The following is a 23,771-nucleotide window of genomic DNA, read 5'->3' as shown; positions in this document are numbered from 1 at the left end:
CTCCATTCAGAGCCGCCGTAATAATGAGCCTGTTCTCCGCTGTCGAAATGGCACCCCGCGATCCAATCCTGGGCCTCAACGAAGCATTCAACGCCGATACCCGGACCACCAAGGTCAACCTGGGCGTAGGCGTGTACTGCAACGAAGAGGGGCGAATTCCACTGCTGCGCGCGGTGATCGAAGCCGAGACGATTCGCGTCGCGCAACACGCTTCGCGCGGTTACCTGCCGATCGATGGCATCGCTGCCTACGACCAGGCCGTGCAGAAACTGCTGTTCGGCAACGACTCGCCGCTGATCAGCGCCGGTCGCGTCATCACCACTCAGGCCGTCGGCGGGACCGGCGCACTGAAAATCGGTGCCGACTTCCTCAAGCAACTGCTGCCAAACGCTGTCGTGGCGATCAGCGACCCGAGCTGGGAAAACCACCGCGCGCTGTTCGAAACCGCCGGTTTCCCGGTGCAGAACTATCGTTACTACGACGCTGCCACCCACGACGTGAACCGTGCCGGCATGCTCGACGACCTCAACGCCCTGCCGAACGGCTCGATCGTTGTCCTGCATGCTTGCTGCCACAACCCGACCGGCGTCGACCTGACCCCGGCGGACTGGAACAAGGTACTGGAAGTGGTCAAGGCCAAAGGTCACGTGCCGTTCCTCGACATGGCTTACCAGGGTTTCGGCGACGGCATCGATGAAGACGCCGCCGCTGTGCGCCTGTTCGCTGAATCCGGTCTGACCTTCTTCGTCTCGAGCTCGTTCTCCAAATCGTTCTCGCTGTACGGCGAACGCGTTGGCGCACTGTCGATCATCAGCGAATCGAAAGAAGAAAGCGCGCGCGTGCTGTCGCAGGTCAAGCGCGTGATCCGCACCAACTACTCCAACCCGCCGACCCACGGCGCCAGCATTGTTGCTGCGGTGCTGAACAGCCCGGAACTGCGCGCACAGTGGGAAGCCGAGCTGGCCGAGATGCGCCTGCGCATTCGCGGCATGCGCGAGCAGATGGTTGCCCTGCTGGCGGAAAAAGCCCCGGGCCGCGATTTCAGCTTCGTTGGTCGTCAGCGCGGCATGTTCTCCTACTCCGGCCTGACCACTGAACAAGTGCATCGCCTGCGCAACGAGTTCGGGATCTACGCCCTGGACACCGGCCGCATCTGCGTGGCTGCGCTGAACCAGAGCAACATCAAGGCTGTGACGGACGCGATCGTTCAGGTCATCTGATTTCGCCGCGCGATGAAGAACGGGAAGCCTTTGGGCTTCCCGTTTTTATTTGTCCCTGGAACCGCCGTGCAACCTCTAGACTGCACACAATTCAAATCTGTGGGAGCGAGCCTGCTCGCGAATGCGGTCGACCAGTTGATGTTATGTCATCTGACAAGACGCTTTCGCGAGCAGGCTCGCTCCCACAGGACATGAGCCGAACCCGGAACCTTGCGAGAACCCACATGAAAAACGACAACCTGCGCGCCGACCGTGACGACCTGGATGATTTCGTCCCGCGCGCTCCGGCCAAGCGTGAAAAGAGCCTGGTGCTGCAAGTCGCCACCGGGGTATTCCTCGGTGGCCTGGCCCTGTGGCTGGTGCAACTGGCGGCGACAGCGGTCTATGCCAAGCTGATGCTCGGCACGATTACTTTCGGCAGTTAAGCCAGTTCAGCCGAGCGCTGGGTGGCGGCATCGTCGTAAATCACATACAGCGATTCGGCGACCTGGCTTTTGATGGCCTTGCTGCTTTCGAGACCGAGGACGAAACCTTCGGCCTTGCCGCCGGCGCGGTTCAATTCTTCGGCGGTACTGGCGCCGGTGATTGCCTCGAAGAGTTTTTCGGCGTGCGGGCCGATCCGTTTGGGCAGGCTGATCTGTGCAGTGCTCATGCGAGCACCTCGATGTTACGGGTGATTTGAGTCATGGCGCGTACCTTTGCGGCGAATGGCCGGCAGCGCGTGTGACCACTTCCGGGCTGCCATGGTAGACCTCTGAAGTCTTTCTGGTAACCGCCAATCGCTGACAAAATGCCGTCCGTCCCCATGAATCGCAAAAGTTGCCAGGCGACGCTTGACTTCTCTTTATGAATCAGTAACATACGCACCAATTCCGCAATAGCTCAGTTGGTAGAGCAAGTGACTGTTAATCACTGGGTCCCTGGTTCGAGTCCAGGTTGTGGAGCCAAATAGCAAAGCCCCTGAATCGCAAGGTTCAGGGGCTTTTTTGTGGGCGCATTAAAAATACCAAAAGGCCGATCTGTTTGGGCAGATCGGCCTTTCCTGTTTCAGACGCAGCGGTCAGACATGTTCGCTGCTTTTCACCTGCACCTTCGGCGCGCCGTGGCCATGATCATGGTCATCCGGCTCGATCACCGGCACTTCCTTGCCATCGCAATCATGCAGCTTGCCGTCGCTGAAGTAATCGCCTTCACGCAGCGCGGCCAGATCGCGATAACGCAGCGTGCGCTCTTCGGCTGCAGCGAACACCGACTGCTGATCCGAGTTGCCGGCCGTGAAGTGGTTGAACGCCAGATTGAGCAGGATCGCCATGATTGCCGATGAACTGATGCCCGAATGGAAAATCGTCGCGAACCAGCTCGGGAAGTGATCGTAGAAGTTCGGCGCGGCGATCGGGATCATGCCGAAACCGATCGAAGTGGCAACGATGATCAGGTTGACGTTGTTGCGGTAGTCCACCTTCGACAACGTGCGAATGCCACTCGCCGCCACGGTGCCGAACAGCACGATCCCTGCGCCGCCGAGGACAGAAGTCGGCACGGCGGCAATCACCCGGCCCATGAACGGCAGCAGGCCGAGCACCACCAGGAACAGGCCGCCGGTGGCGACCACGAATCGGCTCTTGATCCCGGTCACCGCCACCAGGCCGACGTTTTGCGCGAAAGCACTTTGCGTAAACGAACCGAAGATCGGCGCAAACATGCTCGACAGCATGTCGGCGCGCAGGCCGTTGCCCAAGCGTTTGGAATCTACCTTGGTGTCAATGATTTCGCCCACGGCAAGGATGTCTGCCGAGGTTTCCACCAGCGTCACCATGACCACAATGCACATCGACAGGATCGCGGCGAAATGGAAGGTCGGCATGCCGAAGTGGAACGGTGTCGGGAAGCCGAACATGGGACCGGTGGTGACACTGGAGAAATCCGCCATGCCGAGGAACACCGCCAGCACCGTGCCGATGACCATGGCCAGCAGAATCGACAGCCGAGAAATGGTCGCGCTGCCAACCTTGCTCAACAGCAACACCAGCACCAGCGTCACCGCTGCCAGACCGATGTTCTGCATGCTGCCGAAGTCCGGCGCGTGGCTGTTGCCACCCATTGCCCAGCGTGCGGCCACTGGCATCAGCGTCAGGCCGATAGTGGTGATCACAATGCCGGTGACCAACGGCGGAAAGAACTTGGTGATGCGCGAAAACACTGGCGTGATCAGCAAGCCGATCAACGAGGCGGCAATCACCGCGCCCAGCACCGATTGGAAACCGCCCTCCCCGCCACTGCTGACGATCGCGACCATGGTCGCCACACCAGAGAACGATACGCCCTGGACCAGCGGCAGCTGACAGCCAAAAAACGGCAGACCCAGGGTTTGCAGCAACGTCGCCAGCCCCCCGCAAACAATGAAGCAGCAATCAACAGACCAATGTCCGCCGGCGACAGACCGGCCGCCTGGCCAATGATCAGTGGCACCGCAACGATACCGCCGTACATGGTCAGAACATGTTGCAGGCCGTAAGCCATATTCGCGCCGACCCCGAGGTTTTCGTCCTCGGGCCGTTGGTGTGAAACATGGGGCGTTTTCATGGTGGGGGGTTCCCTGGTTTTTGTTATGCGCACACTGTATTCAATACTCAGGACAAATGTCCATAGAGTTGTATACAACTTTTCAGTCACATAATGGTTAGGTAGCCATCCAACCTTCTAGTCTGCGCTTCTTGCCCCAACAAATTCGGCAACACATCCCCGCTGCGCTCGCGCCAGTGCCCACTAGGCTGAAGTGTCTACGGCGACCGACGGTGTAGTTGCGCTCTTTTTTATGCATATAAAGTATGCATAATGAAATTGAGGAGATTCAGTTACGACCGGAGTTAAGGAGGCTTGACCGATGAAAGACGAATATGACTTTTCCGCAGGTAAACGCGGCGCAGTAGTGCCGAACAAGGGCAAGACCCGCATCACCATCATGCTTGATGACGCGGTGATCGAAGCGGCGCGTAGCGCCGCAGAAACCGAGGGCTTTGGCTACCAGACTGTGATCAACAACACCCTGCGCCATGCTCTGCTTGATGGCGCACGCCAACAGGAAAGCGCTGACGATTCAGGTCTGACGGGGCAATTCAAGAAAGGCATCACCGCCACCGATCTCAAGAGTCTCGAGAGAAAGCTGTCAGCGGCAATCGGGGAGATCCGTCGCGTATTGGAGCCTGATGTAAAGCCTTAGATGGAGGCTGGCGCGATTACCCGAGCCAGCGCTTGCCGCACACGCGGTGAATCAGGCACTTGAAGATCAAACTCACGCCGCAGCAATTTCATCAGCTCGTCGACATCCGCCACCTCGCGCCGCTCACTGTCCGCGCCCATGTGATGAATGGCAAAACTGCCGTTGTTCAGGGTTTTGCGCCAACCAGCGCCGGTGCGCGCCAGCATCAGGCGCTGGGCAAAAGGTGACTCGGGATGCGTCGAGACGTACCAGTTGCCAACGGTGTAATCGATGTCTTCCTGGCGTTGCAAATCGAACAGGTACATCGGCCGCCACTCGCCTGCGACCTGGGCGCGCAGCAGGTAGCCATCGTTCTGCTTGTCTATGCGGTAGGGTTCGTGCGGGGTTAGTTGCTCATGTTCACTGTCGAGCAGCAGCGGTGCGGTCGGCACCATGCCGCCAAAGCCGACGTCGGTGATGTAACGCACTGTGTCGATGGTGACCAGACTCAGACGATGGGTGCGCGCCGTCCAGCTGCCTTCCGGTTGATTCATCACCACGCGCCCGCTGATCGCCCGCGCGTCGAAGCCCAATTCAAGCAGCAGCGCATAAAAGAAATGATTGAGCTCATAGCAGTAGCCGCCCCGCCCCTGCTGCAGCACCTTGCTTTCGATGGAGTCCAGGTCGATCGACACCGGTTCACCCATGATCGTAGCCAGATTTTCGAAAACAAATTCGGCGGTATGGCGCAGTTGCAACTGACGCAACGTATCCAGTGTCGGTGGCGGCGGCGCATCGAAACCCAAACGTTGCAGATACAGATTGGTATTGCTCAGCCGTAGCGCACTCATTGCTCGATCCTTATGCGTGGGGCCGCAGAACACTGCGTGGATATTGCCCTGTATACGGGATCAGGCACGGCTTCCGACAATTGATTTCGCCAATCGCCCGCTCAGCGCTTTTTCCGCGAAGCGATGCGAATCCATGTTGGTGCATGGTCGCTGGCGTGCGGTTCGTTGCGCACCCAGGCGTCGACGCCGGCATCATGCAGATACGGGCTCAATGCCGGATTGAGCAGCAGGTGGTCGATGCGCAGGCCGGAGTTGGTTTGCCAATGGTTACGGAAATAATCCCAGAAGGTGTAGATGCGTTCTTCGGGATACACGTGGCGCAGGGAATCGGTCCAGCCCTGGCCCAGCAGGCGCTGATAGCACTCGCGGCTTTCGGGTTGCAACAAAGCATCCTTGAGCCAGGATCGCGTGTTGTAGATGTCCATGTCGGTGGGCACGACATTGAAGTCACCGGCGAGCACCACCGGGTGATCGCTGCCTTGCAGGTCTTTGGCGTAATTGATCAGACGCTCGAACCAGGCCAGTTTGTAATCGAATTTCGGCCCCGGCTGCGGGTTGCCGTTGGGCAGATACAGGCAACCGACCAGCACACCGTGCACCGCCGCTTCGATATAGCGGCTGTGCGTGTCATCGGGATCGCCGGGCAAACCGCGTCGACTCTCCAGCGGCTGCGCATCACGCGCCAGAATCGCCACGCCATTCCATGACGCCTGGCCCTGCCAGATCGCGCCGTAACCGGCGGCCTCCAGTTCGGCGGCGGGAAACGCGCTGTCGACTGACTTGAGCTCTTGCAGGCAGGCGATGTCCGGCTGCTCGCGCTTGAGCCACTCCAGCAGATTCGGCAGCCGCGCGCGCATGCCGTTGACGTTGAAGGTGGCGATCCGCAGGTTTTTCATCGTCTGCAACTCCTGCCCGGTGGGATTGCAAATTGTGACCCTGAGAACGCCGCGCAGGTTGCATCGAATGACAATGCGACAGCTCAGACGCGATTACGCAGCCATTGCAGGAAGCCTCTTTTCGGCGCGACCACGGGCGCGTCCTCGGTCAGCGACTGCGCCTTGTGCAGACGAAAATCGAGCAACGCCTGCATCGCATCATGGATGTCATGGCGCGCGTCCAGGCACGGTTTCAGGTAGGACTTCTCGATGCGATACAGGGCGCAGAAAGTCTTCGCGGAAAAATCCGCCGGCAACGCGGTGTCGGAAAGAATCCCGGCCTCGCCGATCACCTCGCCCGGCCCCATGCGCCCGGATTCCAGGGGTGCACCATGGCGCTTGAGCGTCACCGAAACCACGCCGGATTCAATGATGAACAAATGATCGCTGACCTCCCCGCCCGCCAGAATCGTTTCGCCGGCGCGGAAGGTTTGCAGGGTCATGTTCTGGCTGAAGGTGTCTTTCTCTTCTTCACGCAGAGTCGAGAAGATCGGTGAGCTTTCTAACAACGCCCTTGGCCGCGACAACTGCGGTGCGGCGCTGGTCTCGTTGCTCGACAGCAGGTTGACGCCGGAGGCCTGCAAATGCCGGTAAGCGAGGTCGAACAACTGATTGCGCACCACGCGCTTCTCGCCCATCGAGGCGACAAATCCACTGATTTCGTATTCCGCGCCGCCGCTGGCAGAACTCTTCAACGATACGCTCGGCGCCGGCGTGTCGAGCAATTGCCGGCAACCCTGCATTGCCCGCTCCAGCGCCTCGATCACTGAGCTGGGCCGGGCATGGGGGCTGACAGGCACGCTGACGGAAACGCCGAACATATTGCTCGGTCGGCTGAAGTTGATGATTTTGGCTTTCGCCGCCAGCGAGTTGGGTATCACGGCCATGCTGCCCTGGCTGGTTTGCAGACGCGTGGCGCGCCAGTCGATGTCGGTGACGCGGCCCTCGGTGCCGTCGATGGAGATCCAGTCATCGAGTTGATAGGGCTTGGTGGTGTTGAGGACGATGCCGGAGAACACGTCGCTCAACGTGCTCTGCAAGGCCAGACCGACGATGATCGCCAACGCGCCGGACGTCGCCAGCACGCCTTTGACCGGTAGATCGAGCACGTACGCCAGCGCCGCAATGATCGCGATGAGGAAAATCACCGCGCCGAGCAAGTCCTGCAACAGCCGGCCGGTGTGGCCGACCCGCTGCATCATCACCGCGCCGATCAGCACCGTCAGGGTCCGCGCACCAAACAGCCACCAGCCGATCTGCAACCCGGTGGCCGCCAGATGCAGCGGCACGTTGTCGGCCCACGGCGCCGGTTCCATCGGGTTGAGACCTTCGTTGAACAGCACAATGCTGAACAGGGCGAAAATCAGCACCCGCACCAGCAGCTTCCATTCGCTGCCGCGAGAGCTGATCAGCCGCCACAAGCCAAGATCGAGCAGGATCAGGATCAACGCGCTAAACAACGGGTGTTCGGTCAGCAGAGACAGCATCAAACAACTCCGACAAAGGCCAATCGCGAGAAGATCGCACAGATTGGCACAGTGTAGGAGCAATTGATTTCGGTGGATGAGCACCGGCTTACAAACACTGCAAAACCCTGAAGGAGCTGACGAAGGCTGCGATCTTGAAGATGTGGGACGCGGAGCGTCCCCGGCTGCATTCCCACGCAGAGTGTGGGAACGATCAGACGCTGAAAAACCTGTGGGAGCGAGCCTGCTCGCGAAGGCGTCCTGTCAGTCACTACCTCTTCGACTGAATCAGAGCATTCGCGAGCAGGCTCGCTCCCACAGGGGTGTTTCAGTTGCCAGTAAAGCTCGGGGTCAGGCGTGCATCTGGCCAAAGCGCCCGGACTGGAAGTCGGCGAAGGCCTGATGAATTTCCTGCTCGGTGTTCATCACAAACGGGCCATGGCCGACGATCGGTTCGTCGATCGGCTCGCCGCTGAGCAGCAATACCACCGCGTCTTCGCTGGCCTGGAGAGTGAGTCGATCACCGTCGCGTTCGAACAGCGCCAACTGCCCGACCCCTACCGATTCCGCACCGTTGACCTGCACCGAACCTTTCAGCACCACCAGTGCGGTATTGCGTCCTTCGTGCAGATCAAGCGTCAGCAACTTGCCGGCATTGAGACGCAGATCCCAGACGTCGATCGGCGTGAAGGTGCGCGAAGGTCCGGTGTGCCCGTCGAATTCACCGGCGATCAGACGCAGGCTGCCGGCGTTGTCCTTGAGCGCGATGCTGGGAATGTCGCGGTCGAGAATGGTCTGGTAACCCGGCGCGGCCATTTTGTCCTTGGCCGGCAGGTTGACCCATAGCTGGACCATTTCCAGCTTGCCGCCGGTTCTGGCGAAATTCTCCGAATGAAACTCTTCATGGAGGATACCGGACGCTGCGGTCATCCACTGCACGTCGCCCGGGCCGATGGTGCCGCCGCTGCCGGTGGAGTCGCGGTGTTGCACTTCGCCGTCGTAAACGATGGTCACGGTTTCAAAACCACGGTGCGGGTGCTGGCCGACGCCACGCTGTTCAGTGGTCGGGGTGAATTCGGCGGGACCAGCGTGATCGAGCAGCAGAAACGGGCTGATGTGCTTGCCCAGGTTGTCGTAAGAGAAAAGTGTGCGCACCGGGAAACCATCGCCGACCCAATGGCCGCGCGGGCTGGTGTAAATGCCGATGATGTTTTTCATGGGGTCTCCAATGGGTAAATGCATTGGATTAAGCCTAAAGGCATATCGAATATTCGACTAGACGGTGAAAACCGGCTTGAGTGTTCCATGTGCAGAACAATTGGGTCAGCAGCGCGCATTTCGCGAGCAGGCTCGCTCCCACAGCAGACTGCATTGGTTCAGAGGCACCGTGCGAGGCCGTACATGGCGTCGCGCAGCTTGCCGATGGCACGCTCGATAAACGCGTTATCACCGTCTCGGCACGCCGTGTCCAGATCTGCACACGCCGCAACAACCCGCGCAGCGCCGACCATTTGCGCGCCGCCCCTGATGCGATGGGCCAGCTCACGCAGGCCGTTGCGGTCGCCGACGTGGATATGATCCAGAGCCTGGAGATCATCACGCAGGCTATTGCCGACTTCCTTGCGCAAACGCTCGATCAACGAGTGATCGGTCCCGGCCATCTGCTCCAGGGCACTCAGGTCAATCTCGACCGACTCGGCGCCAGGCGGTTCATCTTCGTGAAGCTCGCAACGGCGGGCGCCGTTCATGGCTTCAGCCAGATCATGCAAGCGAATCGGTTTGAACAGGCAGCCGTCCATGCCGGCATCCAGACAGCGCAGGCGCTCTTCGATCTGCGCGTTGGCCGTAAAACCGAGGATCAGACAGGGCCTGCGGCCGCTGGCGGCTTCTTCGTTGCGAATCGCCTGTGCCAGTTCATAGCCATTGCGTCGCGGCATGTTGCAGTCGGTGATCACCACATCGAAGGCCTGGGTTCGCCAGCGGTCCAGCCCCTGTTCGCCATCGCCCACATCTACCGTGTGATGCCCGAGTTCGCTCAATTGCCAGCACATCAGCAAGCGGTTGACCGGGTGATCGTCCACCACCAACACGCTTAATGCACACGTCGCGGCTGCCGCCTCGTGCGTTGCCAGTGTGGTCGTCACCGACGTCAGCAGCGGCAACTGGATATTGATTTTTACTCGCGTGCCTTGCCCGAGATCACTATCGAGACCCAGCGTGCCGCCCATCATTTCGCAGAGATTACGGCTGATCACCAACCCCAGGCCGGAACCGCTGCGCGCCGCTTGAAGGCTATTGCTCGCTTGAACGAACGGGCTGAACAGGCGCTTTTGATCCTCGGCACTTATACCGATGCCGCTGTCCTCGATAAGCACCTGCACATTCACTTGCTCGTCCGATATCGCAACGATCTGCAGACGCAGGCTGACCTCGCCTGCCTCGGTGAATTTGATCGCATTGCTCAACAGGTTGGACAGCACCTGTTTGAAGCGCGTCGGATCGATCAGCACATCCACGTCGGCGCGCGGATCAAGCTCGATGCGCCACAACAAGCGCTTCTGCCGCGCCAGCCCTTCGAACACCCGACATACCGACGACACCGTCTCCCGCAGGTTGGCCCGCTCGGGCGCGAGGGACAAATGCCCCGATTCGATACGAGCGATATCGAGAATGTCGCCAATCAACGCCAATAATTGCTGGCCGGCATTCGACGCCACCTGAATGGCGAGTCGATCGGTCACGCCCTCCTCTGCGCGCTTGAGGGCCAGTTCGAGCATGCCGATCAGGGCGTTCATCGGCGTGCGGATCTCGTGGCTCATGGTCGCCAGAAAAGTGCTCTTGGCCCGACTGGCTTCGTCCGCCGCGTCCTTGGCCTGTTGCAGTTGCAGCAACCATTGCTGACGCTGGTGGATCTGCCGGCGCTGCCAGCCAATCCACAGCAGTGCCAACAGAAGCAAGGCAGCTGCGCTGGCGAAACCAAGCAGAATCTCCTGACGGTGGCGCAGCCAGTAGCTGTTCTCGACCACTACATCGTGGCTCCAGCGCTCGACCAGTTCATCCATTTGCTGCGGCGCAATGCTCAGTAACGCCTTGTTCAGGATCGAGTGCAGCAATGCCGATTGCGGCGCCGTGGCCAATGCGATGCGCGCCGGCTGATCGCCAACGGTGCCGGTGATTCGCAGGCGATCGCGGTACTGCCGGGCAATCAGAAAACGCGCCACCAGCAACGAGCTCACCGTTACGTCGACCTGTCCTCGGGCAATCAGCGCCATGCCTTCGGCGGGGCTTTTCACTTCGACCAGACGTAGTCCGGGCACGCGTTGCAGCAGGTATTCGCGCAACGGGTGGCCGCGATAGATGGCCAGGCGTTTGCCCGCCAGGTCGTCGAGCGGCAATGGATGTGGCCCGTTCGCCGCACTGACCAGCACGAACGGATTGTTCAGATAGGCGCGGGTGAATTGCAGCTGCGCTTCCCGCTCGGTGCTCGGCGTCACCACCGGCAGGACATCAAGTTCACCCGCCTGGAGCTGCTCGAACTGATCGTTCAACGAGGTGCCACGCACGATCTCGAAATTCAGCCCGCTGCGCTGAGCGATGAGGCTCAACAACTGCGCTGCCAGGCCGTTGAAGCGTCCATCGGCATCGAAAAACGCCAACGGCGCGAAGTCTTCGACCGCGCCCACCCGCACCACCGGGTGCTGATCAAGCCACTGCTGTTCAGCGGCGCTGAGCTGTACCCGCGACTGTTCGGCCATCTCGGCAAGGCCGACACTCCAGCGCTGTTCGATCAGATGCCGACGTTCCATGGGCACGGCCAGCAAGGCCTTGTCGACGATGCGTTTGAGCGCCACATCGCTGCGCAACAACGCAAAGGCGAACGGATTGGCATCAAGCCCCGACGGCCCGGCCAATTGCAGGTCGTTGCGATAGTTGGTGTTGATCAGATAATTGGCGCTGATGAAGTCGCCCAGGTACACGTCGTCGGCACCGAAGGCGACCGCGCCGAGTGCATCCATGGCCGAAGCATAAAGCTGCACGTGGGCGCCGGGGTAGAACGCCTGAACATGGGCCAGTGGCAGGTAATCCTCGACCATGGCGATGCGTTTGGCCGTCAGGTCGGCGGTCAGCTTCTCGTCGTGACGCGTGACCAGCATAGGCTGATCTTCAGCATACGGCCGCGACAGAACAAAGGCCGGATCCGCCGCTTCGAAACTGTTCGAGGTGCCCAAGAGATCAACGTCAGCGCGCTTGAGTGCGGCCATCAGTGCCGGCCGATCGGCGAAACGCCGCACTTCGATCCTGATGCCGAGCAGTTGCGCCAGCAGATCGGCGTAATCGGCGGTCAGCCCTTCCAGCTCATGCTGTTGGCGGGTGATTTCGAAGGGCGGGTAATCCGGGCCGGAGATGCCCATGCGCAAAACTGGATGCTCACGCAGCCACTGGCGCTCCCGATCATCGAGGCGGACCTGGATACCCCCCGGTTCGAGGCGCGCCAGCACCTCCAGTGTCTGCGGTTGGTCATTCGCCCCGACCGAGGCAACAAGCCCCAGCCACAGTCCTAAAACCCGCAGCCCCTGCGTCATGTCGAGGTACTCAGATCAAGTGATTGCGCTTGGCGAACTCACGCAGAAGCACCAGCGAACCCAGGCCAAGTTTCGCCATCATGCGGGTCTTGTAGGTGCTGACGGTCTTGTGACTCAGGTGCATCTCCTGGGCGATGGCTTTGTTTGGTTTGCCCAACGCCAGGTTCACGAAAATGCATAACTCTCGATCGGACAGCTGCGCGATCAGCTCCTGTTCAGTGCGTTGCACCGCGTTGTACAGACCGCTGGTATTGGGCAAGGCGGAGAAATAGGTGTGGCCGGACATCAGTGCCTTGATAGCGTCGTGCAGCAGCGTCAGATGGTTGCTCTTGGTCACGTAACCCCGCGCGCCCGCGCGCAAACAGCGCTCCTGGTAATGCGTGGGCTCATGCATGCTGAACACCAGGATCCGGCAGCGTGCCGTCGGCGCTTTGATCTGGATTCGCGTCAGCACTTCCAGCCCGTCCATGGACCCCAAGCCGAGATCGAGCACGACCAGGTGTGGATCATGCGCGCAAATCAACGGCACGACTTCATTGCCATTGGACGCTTCATGAATCTGCGTGAAGCCTTGAGCCTGCAGGACAATGCGAATGGCCGCGCGCACGACTGGGTGATCATCGACGATCAGCGCTGACTTCATTGGTACTCCTGCAAAATCGAAGACACCGCAACAGTCTGTCCCGGAGTCGGTGGCCGCGCCGGCACTGTTACATGGATGAGCAAGAGAATCACCTGTCAGGTCTGACAGTTGTGCAGAGTGGTTTTTTATGCATTGGCATGGCGCAACGACGCGTGAGAGTCGGGCGGTGCCTGGCGTTCGTCGCAAGCTTCGACTCTCGCCATCACCTGCCCGATGAGCTGTAAATTGGGCAATGGCGTCGGGCTGATCTGCGCGTTTTCCTGAGCAAACCCCGCAACCGCCAGCAAGGGCGCCGACGGTTCGTTGTAGATCAGAGCGTGGCGAACCTGTGGGTGATCGAGCAGAAAGCCCGACAGATCCAGGGAGCCTGCCGCCAGCTCGGCATTGATCACCAATACATCGAACGGCTCGCAGCCGTAGTCGACCAGGGTCAACAATTCGCCGAGATTCTGCACCGGGGCGACGCGGTAGTAGCCGAGCGAGTTGAACAGGCGCTCGATTTTCATGCGATGAAAATGCTGCGGGTCGGCGATCAGGATGCGCAACGCTTTGTTGCTCATGGTCATTCTCCCGGTGAGGTTTGGGGAGGGCAAGACTACGCAAGCGTCGGGGATAGCTCTGTAGGACTTTTCCTAAAAAGCAGGCCATTCATCCGGCGCCCCAGACGCACCAATATCCCCTGTGGGAGCGAGCCTGCTCGCGAAGGGGCTATACCAGTCAGAGACGTATTGACTGACACGGCGCCTTCGCGAGCAGGCTCGCTCCCACAGGGGAGAGCATTCCATGGCTGCTATTGCCAGCCGAATCGACGGATGTAGAAGCCTTTCACCGCTTGGGTCAAAGCCATGTACGCGAGCAGAATCATTGGCAGAAACGCGAAATACAGCGACGGCAATGCCTGCAACTTGAAGTAATGCGCCAGCGGGCCCATGGGCAGGAAGATGCCGACTGCCATGATAATCGCCGTCATCACCATCAGCGGCATGGCTGCACGGCTTTGCAGGAACGGAATCTTCGGCGTACGGATCATGTGCACGATCAGCGTCTGGGTCAGCAACCCGACCACGAACCAGCCGGACTGGAACAGCGTCTGGTGATCCGGGGTATTGGCGTCGAACACGTACCACATCAAGGCGAAGGTGGTGATGTCGAAGATCGAGCTGATCGGGCCAAAGAACAGCATGAAGCGCCCGACGTCAGCCGGCTGCCAGCGCTGCGGCTGTTTCAGCATCTCGTCGTCGACGTTATCGAACGGAATGGCAATCTGCGAAATGTCGTACAGCAGGTTTTGCACCAGCAGGTGCATCGGCAGCATCGGCAGGAACGGGATGAATGCACTGGCCACCAGCACCGAGAACACATTGCCGAAGTTGGAGCTGGCAGTCATCTTGATGTACTTGAGCATGTTGGCGAAGGTACGCCGCCCTTCGAGCACGCCCTCCTCCAGCACCATCAGGCTTTTTTCCAACAGGATGATGTCCGCCGCTTCCTTGGCGATGTCCACCGCGCTGTCCACGGAAATGCCGATGTCGGCGCTGCGCAGCGCCGGCGCGTCGTTGATGCCATCGCCCATGAACCCGACCACATGGCCGTTGCCCTTGAGCACACGGACGATGCGCTCCTTGTGCGACGGCGTGAGTCTGGCGAAGACGTTGGTCGTCTCGACCGCCACCGCAAGCTCAGCATCGCTCATGCGCTCAATGTCATTGCCCAGCAGCAAACCCTGTTGCGCGAGGCCGACCTCACGGCAGATTTTCGCCGTCACCAGCTCGTTGTCGCCGGTCAGTACCTTGACCGCCACGCCGTGCTCGGCCAAGGCCTTGAGCGCTGGCGCGGTGCTTTCCTTCGGCGGATCGAGGAACGCCACGTAACCGATCAGCGTCAGTTCCTGCTCATCGGCCAGGCTGTAAATCTCGCGGCCTGCTGGCATTGAGCGAGCCGCGACCGCCACCACGCGCAGACCTTCGGCATTGAAAGCGCCGGTGACCTGGCGAATCCGCGCCAGCAATTCATCGCTCAAAGCCTCATCAACTTCGCCGTGACGCACCCGGCTGCACACCGCCAGCACTTCTTCAACCGCACCTTTGCAGATCAATTGGTGGGGCTGACCGCGGCCCTCCACGACCACCGACATGCGCCGGCGATTGAAATCGAACGGGATTTCATCGACCTTGCGAAAGGCACTGCCGACTTTCAATTCGCGATGGATTTCCACGTGTTCCAGCACCGCCACATCCAGCAGGTTTTTCAGGCCGGTCTGGTAGTAGCTGTTGAGGTAGGCCAGTTCCAGCACATGGTCAGAATCCTCACCCCAGACATCGACATTACGCGCCAGAAAGATCTTGTCCTGAGTCAGAGTGCCGGTCTTGTCGGTGCACAGCACGTCCATCGCGCCGAAGTTCTGGATCGCGTCGAGGCGTTTGACGATGACCTTTTTGCGCGATAGAAACACGGCGCCTTTGGCCAAGGTCGAGGTGACGATCATCGGCAGCATTTCCGGGGTCAGGCCGACGGCAATCGACAGCGCGAAGAGTAGCGCTTCGGTCCAGTCGCCCTTGGTGAAACCGTTGATGAACAGCACCAGTGGCGCCATGACGAACATGAAGCGGATCAGCAGCCAGCTGACCTTGTTGACGCCCTGCTGGAACGAGGTCACCGCGCGGTCCGTCGCGCCGACCCGTTGCGCCAGCGCACCGAAATAGGTGCTGTTGCCGGTGGTGAGAATCAGCGCAATCGCGCTGCCGGAAACGACGTTGGTGCCCATGAACAGAATGTTGTCCAGCTCCAGCGGGTTACGCGTGTCGCGATCGGTGTACCGGGTGAATTTCTCCACCGGCATCGATTCACCGGTCATCGCTGCCTGGCTGACGAACAGGTCCTTGGCGCTGAGCACGCGGCAATCGGCGGGAATCATGTCGCCGGCCGAGAGTACGATCAGATCGCCGGGCACCAGTTGCCTGATCGGCAGCTCCCGGCGTGGGCCATCGCGGCGCAGCACCGTGGCGGTGTTGCTGACCATGGCTTTGAGCGCATCGGCGGCCTGATTGGATTTGCTCTCTTGCCAGAAGCGCAGCAGCGTCGACAGCACCACCATGGAGAAAATCACCACGGCCGCCTTGAGGTCTTCGGTCAGCCAGGAGATCACCGCGAGCAAGGTCAGCAGCAGGTTGAACGGATTTTTGTAGCAGTGCCACAGATGGGTCCACCACGGCAGCGGCTGCTCGTGTTCGACTTCGTTGAGGCCGTGTTGCGCGCGCAGTGCATCGGCCTCGACCTCGGTGAGCCCCTCGCCGTGCGTGCCCAACGACGACAGCAGCGCGGCGCTGTCGGCATGGGCGGCAGCCACCAGCGTACTGGCCAGCGTCGGCGGCACTTCACGGTTGACCCCGGTGTCGTTGATCGAATCCAGCAACGCGAGGCGACGGAAGTGCCGGGCGATGTGACGGCTGCGCAGAAAGCCTGCGAAAAATTCCTTGAGTGTAAGTTTCATGGCTGTGTCCCCTGTGGTCAGCCGGGAAACCGTCGAGCAGGTACCGCCGCGCCCTGGCACCGGGACAACCGGCACGGCAAGGCGTAGCGCGCCCGTCGGGAATGACAGGCGTGTCGATAGGCTGCGATGACGACTGAGGTCGTCAGCACGCTTGGTTCAGCGTCGATGAGAAGGACGTCGAGACACGATCCGGAACGGGTCGTGCACGGGATGCCGCTGCTCGCTGTTACGGCGAGACAACGGCAGGGAAAGGCTGCGCGTTATCTTGCCGAGAATCTGCCGGTGATCGAGACCGGCCGACAACTGTCACTCGAACAAGTACCCACTGTGGGTCTCCGCAATTGATGAAAACGCGCGCAGCTTACGCCCGCAGCTAAACCGCTGGAAGAGGTGTTTGCCGGGAATGTGGGGGGTGTTCAGGAAGGGTTCAGATTCAGGATCTGTGGGGCTTTCCATGGCCCCTTCGCGAGCAGGCTCGCTCCCACATTCTGGCCTGCATTCACAGAACCATTGTGGGAGCGAGCCTGCTCGCGAAAGCGGTGTGACAGGCGCCGCATACTTCAGCTGGCAGTCGCCAACAACAGCTCCGCCACCGAGCGACTGTGCCCGCGCTGCTTGCCATGCTCGTACAACGAGCCAGCGATTTCATCGGCGCGAATCGGCAGCACCGACAGCAGCGTATCGCTCAGGCCATGGCTGGCCTGGCAGAAGCCCTGCATATATATGCCGGCCTTGCAGCGCTCGTCGGTGATCAGTTTGTAGTTGCGATCCACTTCGAATTCGCCGAGGTATTCCTCCAGCGGCGCGAGCAACTTGCGGTGCATCTGCCGCTCGTAACCGGTGGCCAGCACCACGGCGTCATAGATTCGCACCGTGACTTCGCCGGTGGCATTGTTGCGCACTGCCAGTTCGATACCGTTTGCCGTGGCAGTGGCGCTCTCGACGGTGGTCAGGGTGCGGAACGCATGGCGGGCAATCCCGGAAACCTTCTGCCGGTAGAAGATGCCGTAGATGCGTTCGATCAGGTCGATGTCGACCACCGAATAGTTGGTGTTGTGGTACTCGTTGACCAGACGCTCGCGCTCGACGCTGTTCTGCTGGAACACCAGATCAGTGAATTCCGGCGAGAACACTTCGTTGACGAATGGGCTGTCGTCCGCAGGCTTCAAGGCCGAGCCGCGCAGGATCATGTCGACCTGCACCGACGGGAATGAATCGTTCAGATCGATAAAGGCTTCCGCCGCGCTCTGTCCGCCTCCGATGATGGCGATGCTCATCGGTTGATTGTTCACGCAAGGCTGTCTGGCCATTTGCGACAGATACTGCGAATGGTGGAACACGCGATGATCGCCCTTCAGCGCCTTGAACGCCTCCGGAATGCGCGGTGTGCCGCCAGCGCTGACCACCACCGAACGTGTGGTACGCACGAATTGCTGGCCGTCGCTGCCCCGAGAAATTACCCGCAGCGCTTCAACCTGCTGGTTGTGCAACACCGGTTCGATGAACTGCACTTCTTCACCGTAACGGCTCTGCTCGGTGAACTGCCCGGCCACCCAGCACAGGTAGTCGTTGTACTCCATGCGGCATGGATAAAAGGTGCCGAGGTTGATGAAGTCGACCAGACGCCCGTGGTGCTTGAGGTAATTGACGAACGAGTACGGGCTGGTCGGATTGCGCAGGGTCACCAGGTCCTTGAGGAAGGAAATCTGCAACTCGCTCTGCGTCGACAAGGTGTTGCCGTGCCAGCTGTAAGTGGCCTGCTTGTCGAGGAACAGCACATCCAGTTCGCCCTGGATCCGGCCGCGCTCTTGCAGGGCGATGGCCAGTGCCAGGTTCGAAGGGCCGAAACCGACGCCGATCAGGTCGTGAACGATGGGCGATGCAATTGCCTGTGTCATTTCCAGTGTCCTCTGGATGAACCCCTCAACGCGGGGAAATAAAGCCTGGGTGGCCTGACCGGCCTGAATCAGGTCAGCAGGTCGTCTGTTGAGTAGGAACGAGGACGATGAGAGGAAATTTAACCGGCGCGGATCACTGGCCATCCCATTGCTGGATGCGCAGGCGGCAATGTTTCATGGCGTTGACGATGTGTTTTTCCACCAGCGCCCGGGAGATGCCGAGGGTCTGGGCGATTTCCGGATGGGACAGGCCTTCGATCTTGCGCAGCAGAAAACTGTCGCGGCACAGCGGCGGCAGCTCGGCCAGTGCGCGCTGGAGCATTTCCAGACGCTGGCCGTGATCGAGGGTGCCGTGGGGGGACGGGGTGAAATAGCGCTCTTCGTTGTCGAGCACGTCCAGCGATTCGACCTGACGCAGCGCGTTGCGACGGTGATCGTCGATAACCAGGTTCAATGCGGTGCGATAGAGGAAGGCCCGGGGTTGTTCGATCGGCACCTCGCTGGAGCGCTCCAGCACGCGTACATAGGCGTCATGCACCACATCCTCGGCGACCTGACGGTTGCCCAGTCTGGCGTTGAGGAAACACACCAGCTCACGATAGTAGTTTTCCAACATGACTCCCGACCGCATCGATGCCGTTTCTGTCCTTGAGCGCACTGATCAGACCTGCGGATCACGCAGTAGCAAGATAGTGGCAACTTGAGGTGCGTAATTTATAGTAATTCTCATATAGATTTAAAGAGTTGATTCCATATCCCGGACAAATAGTCGTCGCCCGGCTACGGTAACTCGATGTGTCTGCGGCTAAATTCCGTCGCCCATGCCTCGTTTACAGGACAGCCCCTGTGTCTGTCGTGCCTTGCGACGGGCCGCAACCACTGGCCGGAACCCTGCATGAATCGTCCCCGCCCCGCCCGTCGCGCGCTGTTTGCCGCCCTCTGTCTGATTCCCGTGATCGCCGTTGCTGCCTGGCAGGTTTTGCCACCCGGTCGCGACGCCGTTGCCACTGTGCAGGTCAGCCGGGGCGATATCGAAAACAGCGTGACGGCGCTCGGTACCTTGCAGCCGCGCCGCTACGTGGATGTCGGCGCACAGGCTTCGGGGCAGATTCAGAAGATTCACGTCGAGGCTGGCGATACGGTCAAGGAAGGCCAGTTGCTGGTGGAAATCGACCCGTCGACACAGAAAGCCAAGCTCGATGCCGGGCGCTTTTCCATCGAAAACCTCAAGGCGCAGTTGCAGGAGCAACGCGCCCAGCACGATCTGGCGCAGCAGAAATACCAGCGCCAGCAGAAACTCGCCGCCGGTGGCGCCACCCGCGAAGAAGACGTGCAGACCGCCCGCGCCGAGGTCCGCGCAACCCAGGCGCGCATCGACATGTTCCAGGCGCAGATCCGCCAGGCGCAGGCCAGCCTGCGCAGCGACGAAGCGGAGCTCGGTTACACGCGCATCTACGCGCCGATGAGCGGCACCGTGGTCGCCATCGGTGCGCGCGAAGGCCAGACCCTCAACGCGCAACAACAGACCCCGCTGATCCTGCGCATCGCCCGGCTGTCGCCGATGACGGTGTGGGCCGAGGTTTCAGAGGCCGACATCGGCCACGTCAAACCCGGCATGACCGCCTACTTCACCACCCTCAGCGGCGGCAGCCGGCGCTGGAGCAGCACGGTGCGGCAGATACTGCCGGTGCCACCACGTCCGCTTGAACAGAATCAGGGCGGCAGCCCTACCAGTGGTCGCAGCGGCAGCGAACGCGTGGTTCTTTATACCGTGCTGCTCGACGTCGACAACGCCGATCACAGCCTGATGACCGACATGACCGCCCAGGTGTTCTTCGTCGCCGAACAGGCGCAAGACACCCTGACCGTGCCGACTGCTGCCCTGCAACCGGGCTCGCGTCCGCAGTGGCAGCGGGCGCAGATCGTCGCTGCCAACGGTGATATTCAAACGCGGGAAGTGCGCACCGGCATCAACGATCGCCTGCGCACCCAGGTGCTGGAAGGTCTGGCCGAGGGCGAGCATGTTCTCAGCGCGCCGGCCGCTGGTCATGGAGGCTGAATGCACACGCCCCTGATCGACCTGCGGCAGATCCGCAAAGCCTACGGCGGTGATGACAGCCCGCGGGTGGAAGTGCTGCGCGGGATCGATCTGTCGATCCACGCCGGCGAATTCGTTGCGATTGTCGGCGCCTCCGGTTCGGGCAAATCGACGCTGATGAATATCCTCGGTTGCCTCGACCGTCCCACCAGCGGCGAGTATCTGTTCGCCGGGGAAAATGTCGCGCATCTGGACAGCGATGAACTGGCCTGGCTGCGCCGCGAAGCCTTCGGTTTTGTCTTTCAGGGCTACCACCTGATTCCCTCCGGCTCGGCCCAGGAAAACGTTGAGATGCCAGCGATCTACGCCGGCACCCCGGCCGCCGAGCGGCATGCCCGAGCTCACGCGCTGCTGGAACGTCTCGGCCTCGGCACTCGCACTGGCAATCGTCCGCATCAGCTTTCCGGCGGCCAGCAACAGCGGGTGTCGATTGCCCGTGCGCTGATGAACGGCGGCCATATCATCCTCGCCGACGAGCCGACTGGCGCCCTCGACAGCCACAGCGGCGCCGAGGTCATGAGCCTGCTCGACGAACTCGCCGATCAGGGTCATGTGGTGATCCTCATCACCCACGACCGCGAAGTGGCGCAACGGGCCAAACGCATCATCGAAATCCGTGACGGCCTGATCATCAGCGACAGCGCCGAGCACGCGTGCGCGCCGCCTGCGGCCAATCCCGGGGCGTTGCAAGCGGTCGACCTGCGCCAGCGCCTGAGCAACGGCAGCAGCCAGACCGGCGCCTGGAAAGGTGAACTGCTCGACGCTGTACAAGCGGCGTGGCGGGTGATGTGGATCAACCGCTTTCGCACGGCGCTGACCCTGCTGGGCATCGTCATTGGCGTGGCCTCGGTGGTGGTCATGCTCGCCGTCGGCGAAGGCAGCAAGCGTCAGGTCATGGCGCAAATGGGTGCGTTCGGCTCGAACATCATTTACCTCAGCGGCTCGGCGCCGAACCCGCGTACGCCGGAGGGCATCATCACCCTCGACGATGTCGCCGAACTGTCCGCCCTGCCCCAGGTGGAGCGCATCATGCCGGTCAACGGCTCGACCGCCGGGGTGCGCTTTGGCAACGCCGACCACAGCAGTTACGTCGGCGGCAATGACACCAACTTTCCGCAGATTTTCAACTGGCCGGTGATTCAGGGCAGCTACTTCACCCAGGCCGACGAGGACAGCGCCGCCGCCGTCGCGGTGATCGGCACCAAGGTTCGCGACAAGTTGCTCAAGGATGTCGCCGACCCCATCGGTCAATACATCCTCATCGAAAACGTGCCGTTCCAGATCCTCGGCGTGCTTGCGGAAAAAGGCGCCAGCTCCGGCGACTCCGATAGCGACAACCGCATCGCCGTTCCCTACTCGGCGGCGAGCACGCGCCTGTTCGGCAGCCGCAATCCACAATACGTGGTGATTGCCGCCAAGGACGCGCGCAAGGTCAAGGACGCCGAACAGGCCATCGAACAGGCGATGTTGCGTCGACACCACGGCAAGAAGGATTTCGAGCTGACCAACAATGCCGCGATGATCCAGGCCGAAGCGCGCACGCAAGGCACGCTGTCGCTGATGCTGGGGGCGATTGCGGCGATTTCCCTGCTGGTCGGCGGTATCGGCGTGATGAACATCATGCTCATGACCGTGCGCGAACGTACCCGCGAGATCGGTATTCGCATGGCCACCGGCGCCCGTCAGCGCGACATCCTCCGTCAGTTTCTCACTGAAGCCTTGATGCTCTCGGTGGTCGGCGGAATTGCCGGAATCGGCCTGGCGCTGCTGGTCGGCGGCGTGTTGTTGCTCAGTGGCGTGGCGATCGCCTTTCAAGCGCTGGCGGTGATCGGTGCGTTTGCCTGTGCGCTGGTCACCGGTGTCATCTTCGGCTTCATGCCGGCCCGCAAAGCTGCCCGGCTTGACCCGGTCACGGCCCTTACCAGTGAATGATCGACCTATGAAAGTGCGACTGACGTTCCTCGCCGCCAGCCTGTTGCTGGCAGCCTGCAGCAGCCCGGCGCCGCGCCTCGACAGCGGCGTGCAGCCACCGAGCGCGTGGCAGTCCGCCGACACCCCCGGCGCGCTGCAGAGCAATCGGCAATGGTGGACGCAATTCGGCAGCCCCGAGCTGGAGCGGCTGGTGGAACAGGCGCGGCTGGGCAGCTACGACCTCGCCGCCGCCGTGGCACGGGTCAGACAGGCCGAGGCCAGCGCAACCATTGCCGGCGCCCCGCTGCTGCCCGAACTCAAGGCCGGGCTGAACGCCAACCGGCAGAAACTGATCCACGGCAAGGGCTACAGCCAGTTGGATGTCAGTCCCGAGAATCGCTCGCTGGATTATTACGACGCCGAGCTCAGCGCCAGTTACGAGATCGATTTCTGGGGCGGCAAGCGTGCCGCGCGTGACAGTGCCGTGTTCGGTGTGCAGGCCAGCGAGTTCGACCGCGCCACCGTCGAGCTGACCTTGCTCAGCGGCGTCGCCAACAGTTACACCCAAACCCTGGCCTTGCGTGAGCAGGCGCGGATCGCCGAACTCAATCTGGCCAATGCGCAAAATGTGCTGCATCTGGTGCAGACCCGTTTCGACGCCGGCAGCGCCACCGCGCTGGAACTGGCCCAGCAGAAAAGCCTGGTGGCCGAACAACAGCGTCGCCTGCCGCTGGTGCAACAACAGGCCCGCGAAGCACTGATCAGCCTCGCCGCCCTGCTCGGCCAACCGGTGCAAGCGTTACCGTTGCCCGAGCAATCCTTCGCCCAATTGCACTGGCCGGACATCGCCAGTGGCGTGCCGAGCGACTTGCTCAGTCGGCGTCCGGACATTGCCAGCGCCGAGGCCAAGCTCGCCGCAGCCCAGGCTGATGTCACCGTCGCCCGCGCCGCGATGCTGCCGAAAATCACCCTGACCGCCAGCCTCGGCAGCGGCGCCGACCTTGCCGCCGACCTGCTGCGCACGACGTTCTACAACCTGTCGTCGGGGCTGACCGCGCCGATCTTCAACAACGGCCGCCTCAGCGCCGAACGCGACAAGGCCAAGGCCCGCCAGGATGAACTGCTGGAGACCTATCGCGGGGCAATCATCAACGGTTTCGCCGACGTCGAAAAAGCCCTCAGCAGCATTCGCGGCCTCGACGAACAGCGGCAATGGCAAAGCGAAGAACTGAACCAGGCACAGACCGCTTTCGACATCGCCCAGAGCCGCTACCAGGCCGGCGCCGAAGACCTGCTCACCGTCCTGCAAACTCAGCGCACGCTGTATGCGGCGCAAGACCTGAACGTCCAACTGCGCCTGTCGCGGTTGCAGGCGAGCATTGCCTTGTACAAAGCGCTGGGGGGTGGTTGGGAAGTGATCTGAGGGCGATGCGTCGACTGAACTGACGCCTTCGCTGGCAAGCCAGCTCCCACAGGG

At 61.1% G+C, this 23,771-nt stretch carries 17 protein-coding genes, 1 tRNA gene and 1 pseudogene; 7 read left to right on the top strand and 12 right to left on the bottom strand.

The window, feature by feature from the left end; all coding sequences use genetic code 11:
- The first annotated feature begins 23 nt into the window (after nucleotides 1-23).
- Nucleotides 24-1,220, top strand: a complete 1,197-nt coding sequence (locus AB4N73_RS04410) for an amino acid aminotransferase (RefSeq protein ID WP_016773918.1) — start codon at nucleotides 24-26, stop codon at nucleotides 1,218-1,220.
- Between the two features lie 224 nt (nucleotides 1,221-1,444).
- On the top strand, nucleotides 1,445-1,645 hold the full coding sequence (locus AB4N73_RS04405; RefSeq protein ID WP_056784354.1) for a hypothetical protein: 201 nt from the start codon (nucleotides 1,445-1,447) through the stop codon (nucleotides 1,643-1,645).
- Here AB4N73_RS04405 and AB4N73_RS04400 read toward each other — a convergent pair.
- Nucleotides 1,642-1,872, bottom strand: a complete 231-nt coding sequence (locus AB4N73_RS04400; RefSeq protein ID WP_460142970.1) for a hypothetical protein — start codon at nucleotides 1,870-1,872, stop codon at nucleotides 1,642-1,644. The genes AB4N73_RS04405 and AB4N73_RS04400 overlap by 4 nt on opposite strands.
- A gap of 219 nt (nucleotides 1,873-2,091) precedes the next feature.
- Here AB4N73_RS04400 and AB4N73_RS04395 point away from each other — a divergent pair.
- A tRNA-Asn gene (locus tag AB4N73_RS04395) sits at nucleotides 2,092-2,167 on the top strand.
- 113 nt (nucleotides 2,168-2,280) lie between these two features.
- Here AB4N73_RS04395 and AB4N73_RS04390 read toward each other — a convergent pair.
- Nucleotides 2,281-3,803: pseudogene (locus AB4N73_RS04390) on the bottom strand (nucleobase:cation symporter-2 family protein).
- A gap of 301 nt (nucleotides 3,804-4,104) precedes the next feature.
- Here AB4N73_RS04390 and AB4N73_RS04385 point away from each other — a divergent pair.
- Complete coding sequence (locus AB4N73_RS04385; protein ID WP_150741429.1) at nucleotides 4,105-4,440, top strand: BrnA antitoxin family protein; 336 nt, start codon at nucleotides 4,105-4,107, stop codon at nucleotides 4,438-4,440.
- Here AB4N73_RS04385 and AB4N73_RS04380 read toward each other — a convergent pair.
- From AB4N73_RS04380 to AB4N73_RS04335, 10 genes are all read right to left on the bottom strand, one after another.
- Complete coding sequence (locus AB4N73_RS04380; protein ID WP_252883497.1) at nucleotides 4,437-5,270, bottom strand: arylamine N-acetyltransferase family protein; 834 nt, start codon at nucleotides 5,268-5,270, stop codon at nucleotides 4,437-4,439. The two genes, AB4N73_RS04385 and AB4N73_RS04380, sit on opposite strands and share 4 nt — an antisense overlap.
- 101 nt (nucleotides 5,271-5,371) lie before the next feature.
- On the bottom strand, nucleotides 5,372-6,166 hold the full coding sequence (gene xth / locus AB4N73_RS04375; RefSeq protein WP_252887644.1) for an exodeoxyribonuclease III: 795 nt from the start codon (nucleotides 6,164-6,166) through the stop codon (nucleotides 5,372-5,374).
- 83 nt (nucleotides 6,167-6,249) lie between these two features.
- The gene (locus AB4N73_RS04370; RefSeq protein ID WP_110646436.1) at nucleotides 6,250-7,692 is read right to left on the bottom strand and encodes a mechanosensitive ion channel family protein; all 1,443 of its coding nucleotides are present in this window, start codon (nucleotides 7,690-7,692) and stop codon (nucleotides 6,250-6,252) included.
- Between the two features lie 330 nt (nucleotides 7,693-8,022).
- Nucleotides 8,023-8,889: a pirin family protein gene (locus AB4N73_RS04365; protein WP_110598727.1), complete on the bottom strand. Its 867-nt coding sequence runs from the start codon at nucleotides 8,887-8,889 to the stop codon at nucleotides 8,023-8,025.
- Nucleotides 8,890-9,047: 158 nt separating this feature from the next.
- Complete coding sequence (locus AB4N73_RS04360; RefSeq protein ID WP_460142969.1) at nucleotides 9,048-12,254, bottom strand: transporter substrate-binding domain-containing protein; 3,207 nt, start codon at nucleotides 12,252-12,254, stop codon at nucleotides 9,048-9,050.
- Between the two features lie 10 nt (nucleotides 12,255-12,264).
- Nucleotides 12,265-12,897 (bottom strand): response regulator transcription factor, encoded by a 633-nt coding sequence (locus AB4N73_RS04355; RefSeq protein ID WP_056784337.1) that lies wholly within the window; start codon nucleotides 12,895-12,897, stop codon nucleotides 12,265-12,267.
- 125 nt (nucleotides 12,898-13,022) lie between these two features.
- Entirely contained in the window at nucleotides 13,023-13,457 is a 435-nt protein-coding gene (locus AB4N73_RS04350; protein WP_375123381.1) for an ANTAR domain-containing protein, read from the bottom strand.
- Nucleotides 13,458-13,687: 230 nt separating this feature from the next.
- Nucleotides 13,688-16,387 carry a magnesium-translocating P-type ATPase gene (gene mgtA / locus AB4N73_RS04345; RefSeq protein ID WP_460142968.1) on the bottom strand — a complete coding sequence of 900 codons (2,700 nt, stop codon included), beginning with the start codon at nucleotides 16,385-16,387 and terminating at the stop codon, nucleotides 13,688-13,690.
- Between the two features lie 560 nt (nucleotides 16,388-16,947).
- Nucleotides 16,948-18,285: a lysine N(6)-hydroxylase/L-ornithine N(5)-oxygenase family protein gene (locus AB4N73_RS04340; protein ID WP_460142967.1), complete on the bottom strand. Its 1,338-nt coding sequence runs from the start codon at nucleotides 18,283-18,285 to the stop codon at nucleotides 16,948-16,950.
- A 133-nt stretch (nucleotides 18,286-18,418) separates the two neighbouring features.
- Entirely contained in the window at nucleotides 18,419-18,901 is a 483-nt protein-coding gene (locus AB4N73_RS04335) for a sigma-70 family RNA polymerase sigma factor (RefSeq protein WP_041478511.1), read from the bottom strand.
- Between the two features lie 279 nt (nucleotides 18,902-19,180).
- On the opposite strand from AB4N73_RS04335, the gene AB4N73_RS04330 reads away from it, so the two are divergent.
- From AB4N73_RS04330 to AB4N73_RS04320, 3 genes are read left to right on the top strand one after another with little or no spacing between them, the layout of a single operon-like run.
- Nucleotides 19,181-20,344 carry an efflux RND transporter periplasmic adaptor subunit gene (locus tag AB4N73_RS04330; RefSeq protein WP_460142966.1) on the top strand — a complete coding sequence of 388 codons (1,164 nt, stop codon included), beginning with the start codon at nucleotides 19,181-19,183 and terminating at the stop codon, nucleotides 20,342-20,344.
- Nucleotides 20,345-22,315: a MacB family efflux pump subunit gene (locus AB4N73_RS04325; RefSeq protein ID WP_310215382.1), complete on the top strand. Its 1,971-nt coding sequence runs from the start codon at nucleotides 20,345-20,347 to the stop codon at nucleotides 22,313-22,315.
- Between the two features lie 7 nt (nucleotides 22,316-22,322).
- Entirely contained in the window at nucleotides 22,323-23,717 is a 1,395-nt protein-coding gene (locus tag AB4N73_RS04320; RefSeq protein WP_460142965.1) for an efflux transporter outer membrane subunit, read from the top strand.
- The last annotated feature ends 54 nt before the right edge of the window (nucleotides 23,718-23,771 follow it).

The sequence above is a fragment of the Pseudomonas sp. S3_B08 genome (assembly GCF_054667725.1).
The sequence above is the reverse complement of the archived record's forward strand: the minus strand, read 5'-3'. Positions and strand labels throughout refer to the sequence as shown.

Excerpts from the sequence above, each read along its gene's own strand:
- AB4N73_RS04410 (WP_016773918.1), top strand. The coding sequence starts at position 24 with ATGAGCCTGTTCTCCGCTGTCGAAATGGCACCCCGCGATCCAATCCTG.
- AB4N73_RS04405 (WP_056784354.1), top strand. The coding sequence starts at position 1,445 with ATGAAAAACGACAACCTGCGCGCCGACCGTGACGACCTGGATGATTTC.
- AB4N73_RS04400 (WP_460142970.1), bottom strand. The coding sequence starts at position 1,872 with ATGAGCACTGCACAGATCAGCCTGCCCAAACGGATCGGCCCGCACGCC.
- AB4N73_RS04385 (WP_150741429.1), top strand. The coding sequence starts at position 4,105 with ATGAAAGACGAATATGACTTTTCCGCAGGTAAACGCGGCGCAGTAGTG.
- AB4N73_RS04380 (WP_252883497.1), bottom strand. The coding sequence starts at position 5,270 with ATGAGTGCGCTACGGCTGAGCAATACCAATCTGTATCTGCAACGTTTG.
- xth (WP_252887644.1), bottom strand. The coding sequence starts at position 6,166 with ATGAAAAACCTGCGGATCGCCACCTTCAACGTCAACGGCATGCGCGCG.
- AB4N73_RS04370 (WP_110646436.1), bottom strand. The coding sequence starts at position 7,692 with ATGCTGTCTCTGCTGACCGAACACCCGTTGTTTAGCGCGTTGATCCTG.
- AB4N73_RS04365 (WP_110598727.1), bottom strand. The coding sequence starts at position 8,889 with ATGAAAAACATCATCGGCATTTACACCAGCCCGCGCGGCCATTGGGTC.
- AB4N73_RS04360 (WP_460142969.1), bottom strand. The coding sequence starts at position 12,254 with ATGACGCAGGGGCTGCGGGTTTTAGGACTGTGGCTGGGGCTTGTTGCC.
- AB4N73_RS04355 (WP_056784337.1), bottom strand. The coding sequence starts at position 12,897 with ATGAAGTCAGCGCTGATCGTCGATGATCACCCAGTCGTGCGCGCGGCC.
- AB4N73_RS04350 (WP_375123381.1), bottom strand. The coding sequence starts at position 13,457 with ATGAGCAACAAAGCGTTGCGCATCCTGATCGCCGACCCGCAGCATTTT.
- mgtA (WP_460142968.1), bottom strand. The coding sequence starts at position 16,387 with ATGAAACTTACACTCAAGGAATTTTTCGCAGGCTTTCTGCGCAGCCGT.
- AB4N73_RS04340 (WP_460142967.1), bottom strand. The coding sequence starts at position 18,285 with ATGACACAGGCAATTGCATCGCCCATCGTTCACGACCTGATCGGCGTC.
- AB4N73_RS04335 (WP_041478511.1), bottom strand. The coding sequence starts at position 18,901 with ATGTTGGAAAACTACTATCGTGAGCTGGTGTGTTTCCTCAACGCCAGA.
- AB4N73_RS04330 (WP_460142966.1), top strand. The coding sequence starts at position 19,181 with ATGAATCGTCCCCGCCCCGCCCGTCGCGCGCTGTTTGCCGCCCTCTGT.
- AB4N73_RS04325 (WP_310215382.1), top strand. The coding sequence starts at position 20,345 with ATGCACACGCCCCTGATCGACCTGCGGCAGATCCGCAAAGCCTACGGC.
- AB4N73_RS04320 (WP_460142965.1), top strand. The coding sequence starts at position 22,323 with ATGAAAGTGCGACTGACGTTCCTCGCCGCCAGCCTGTTGCTGGCAGCC.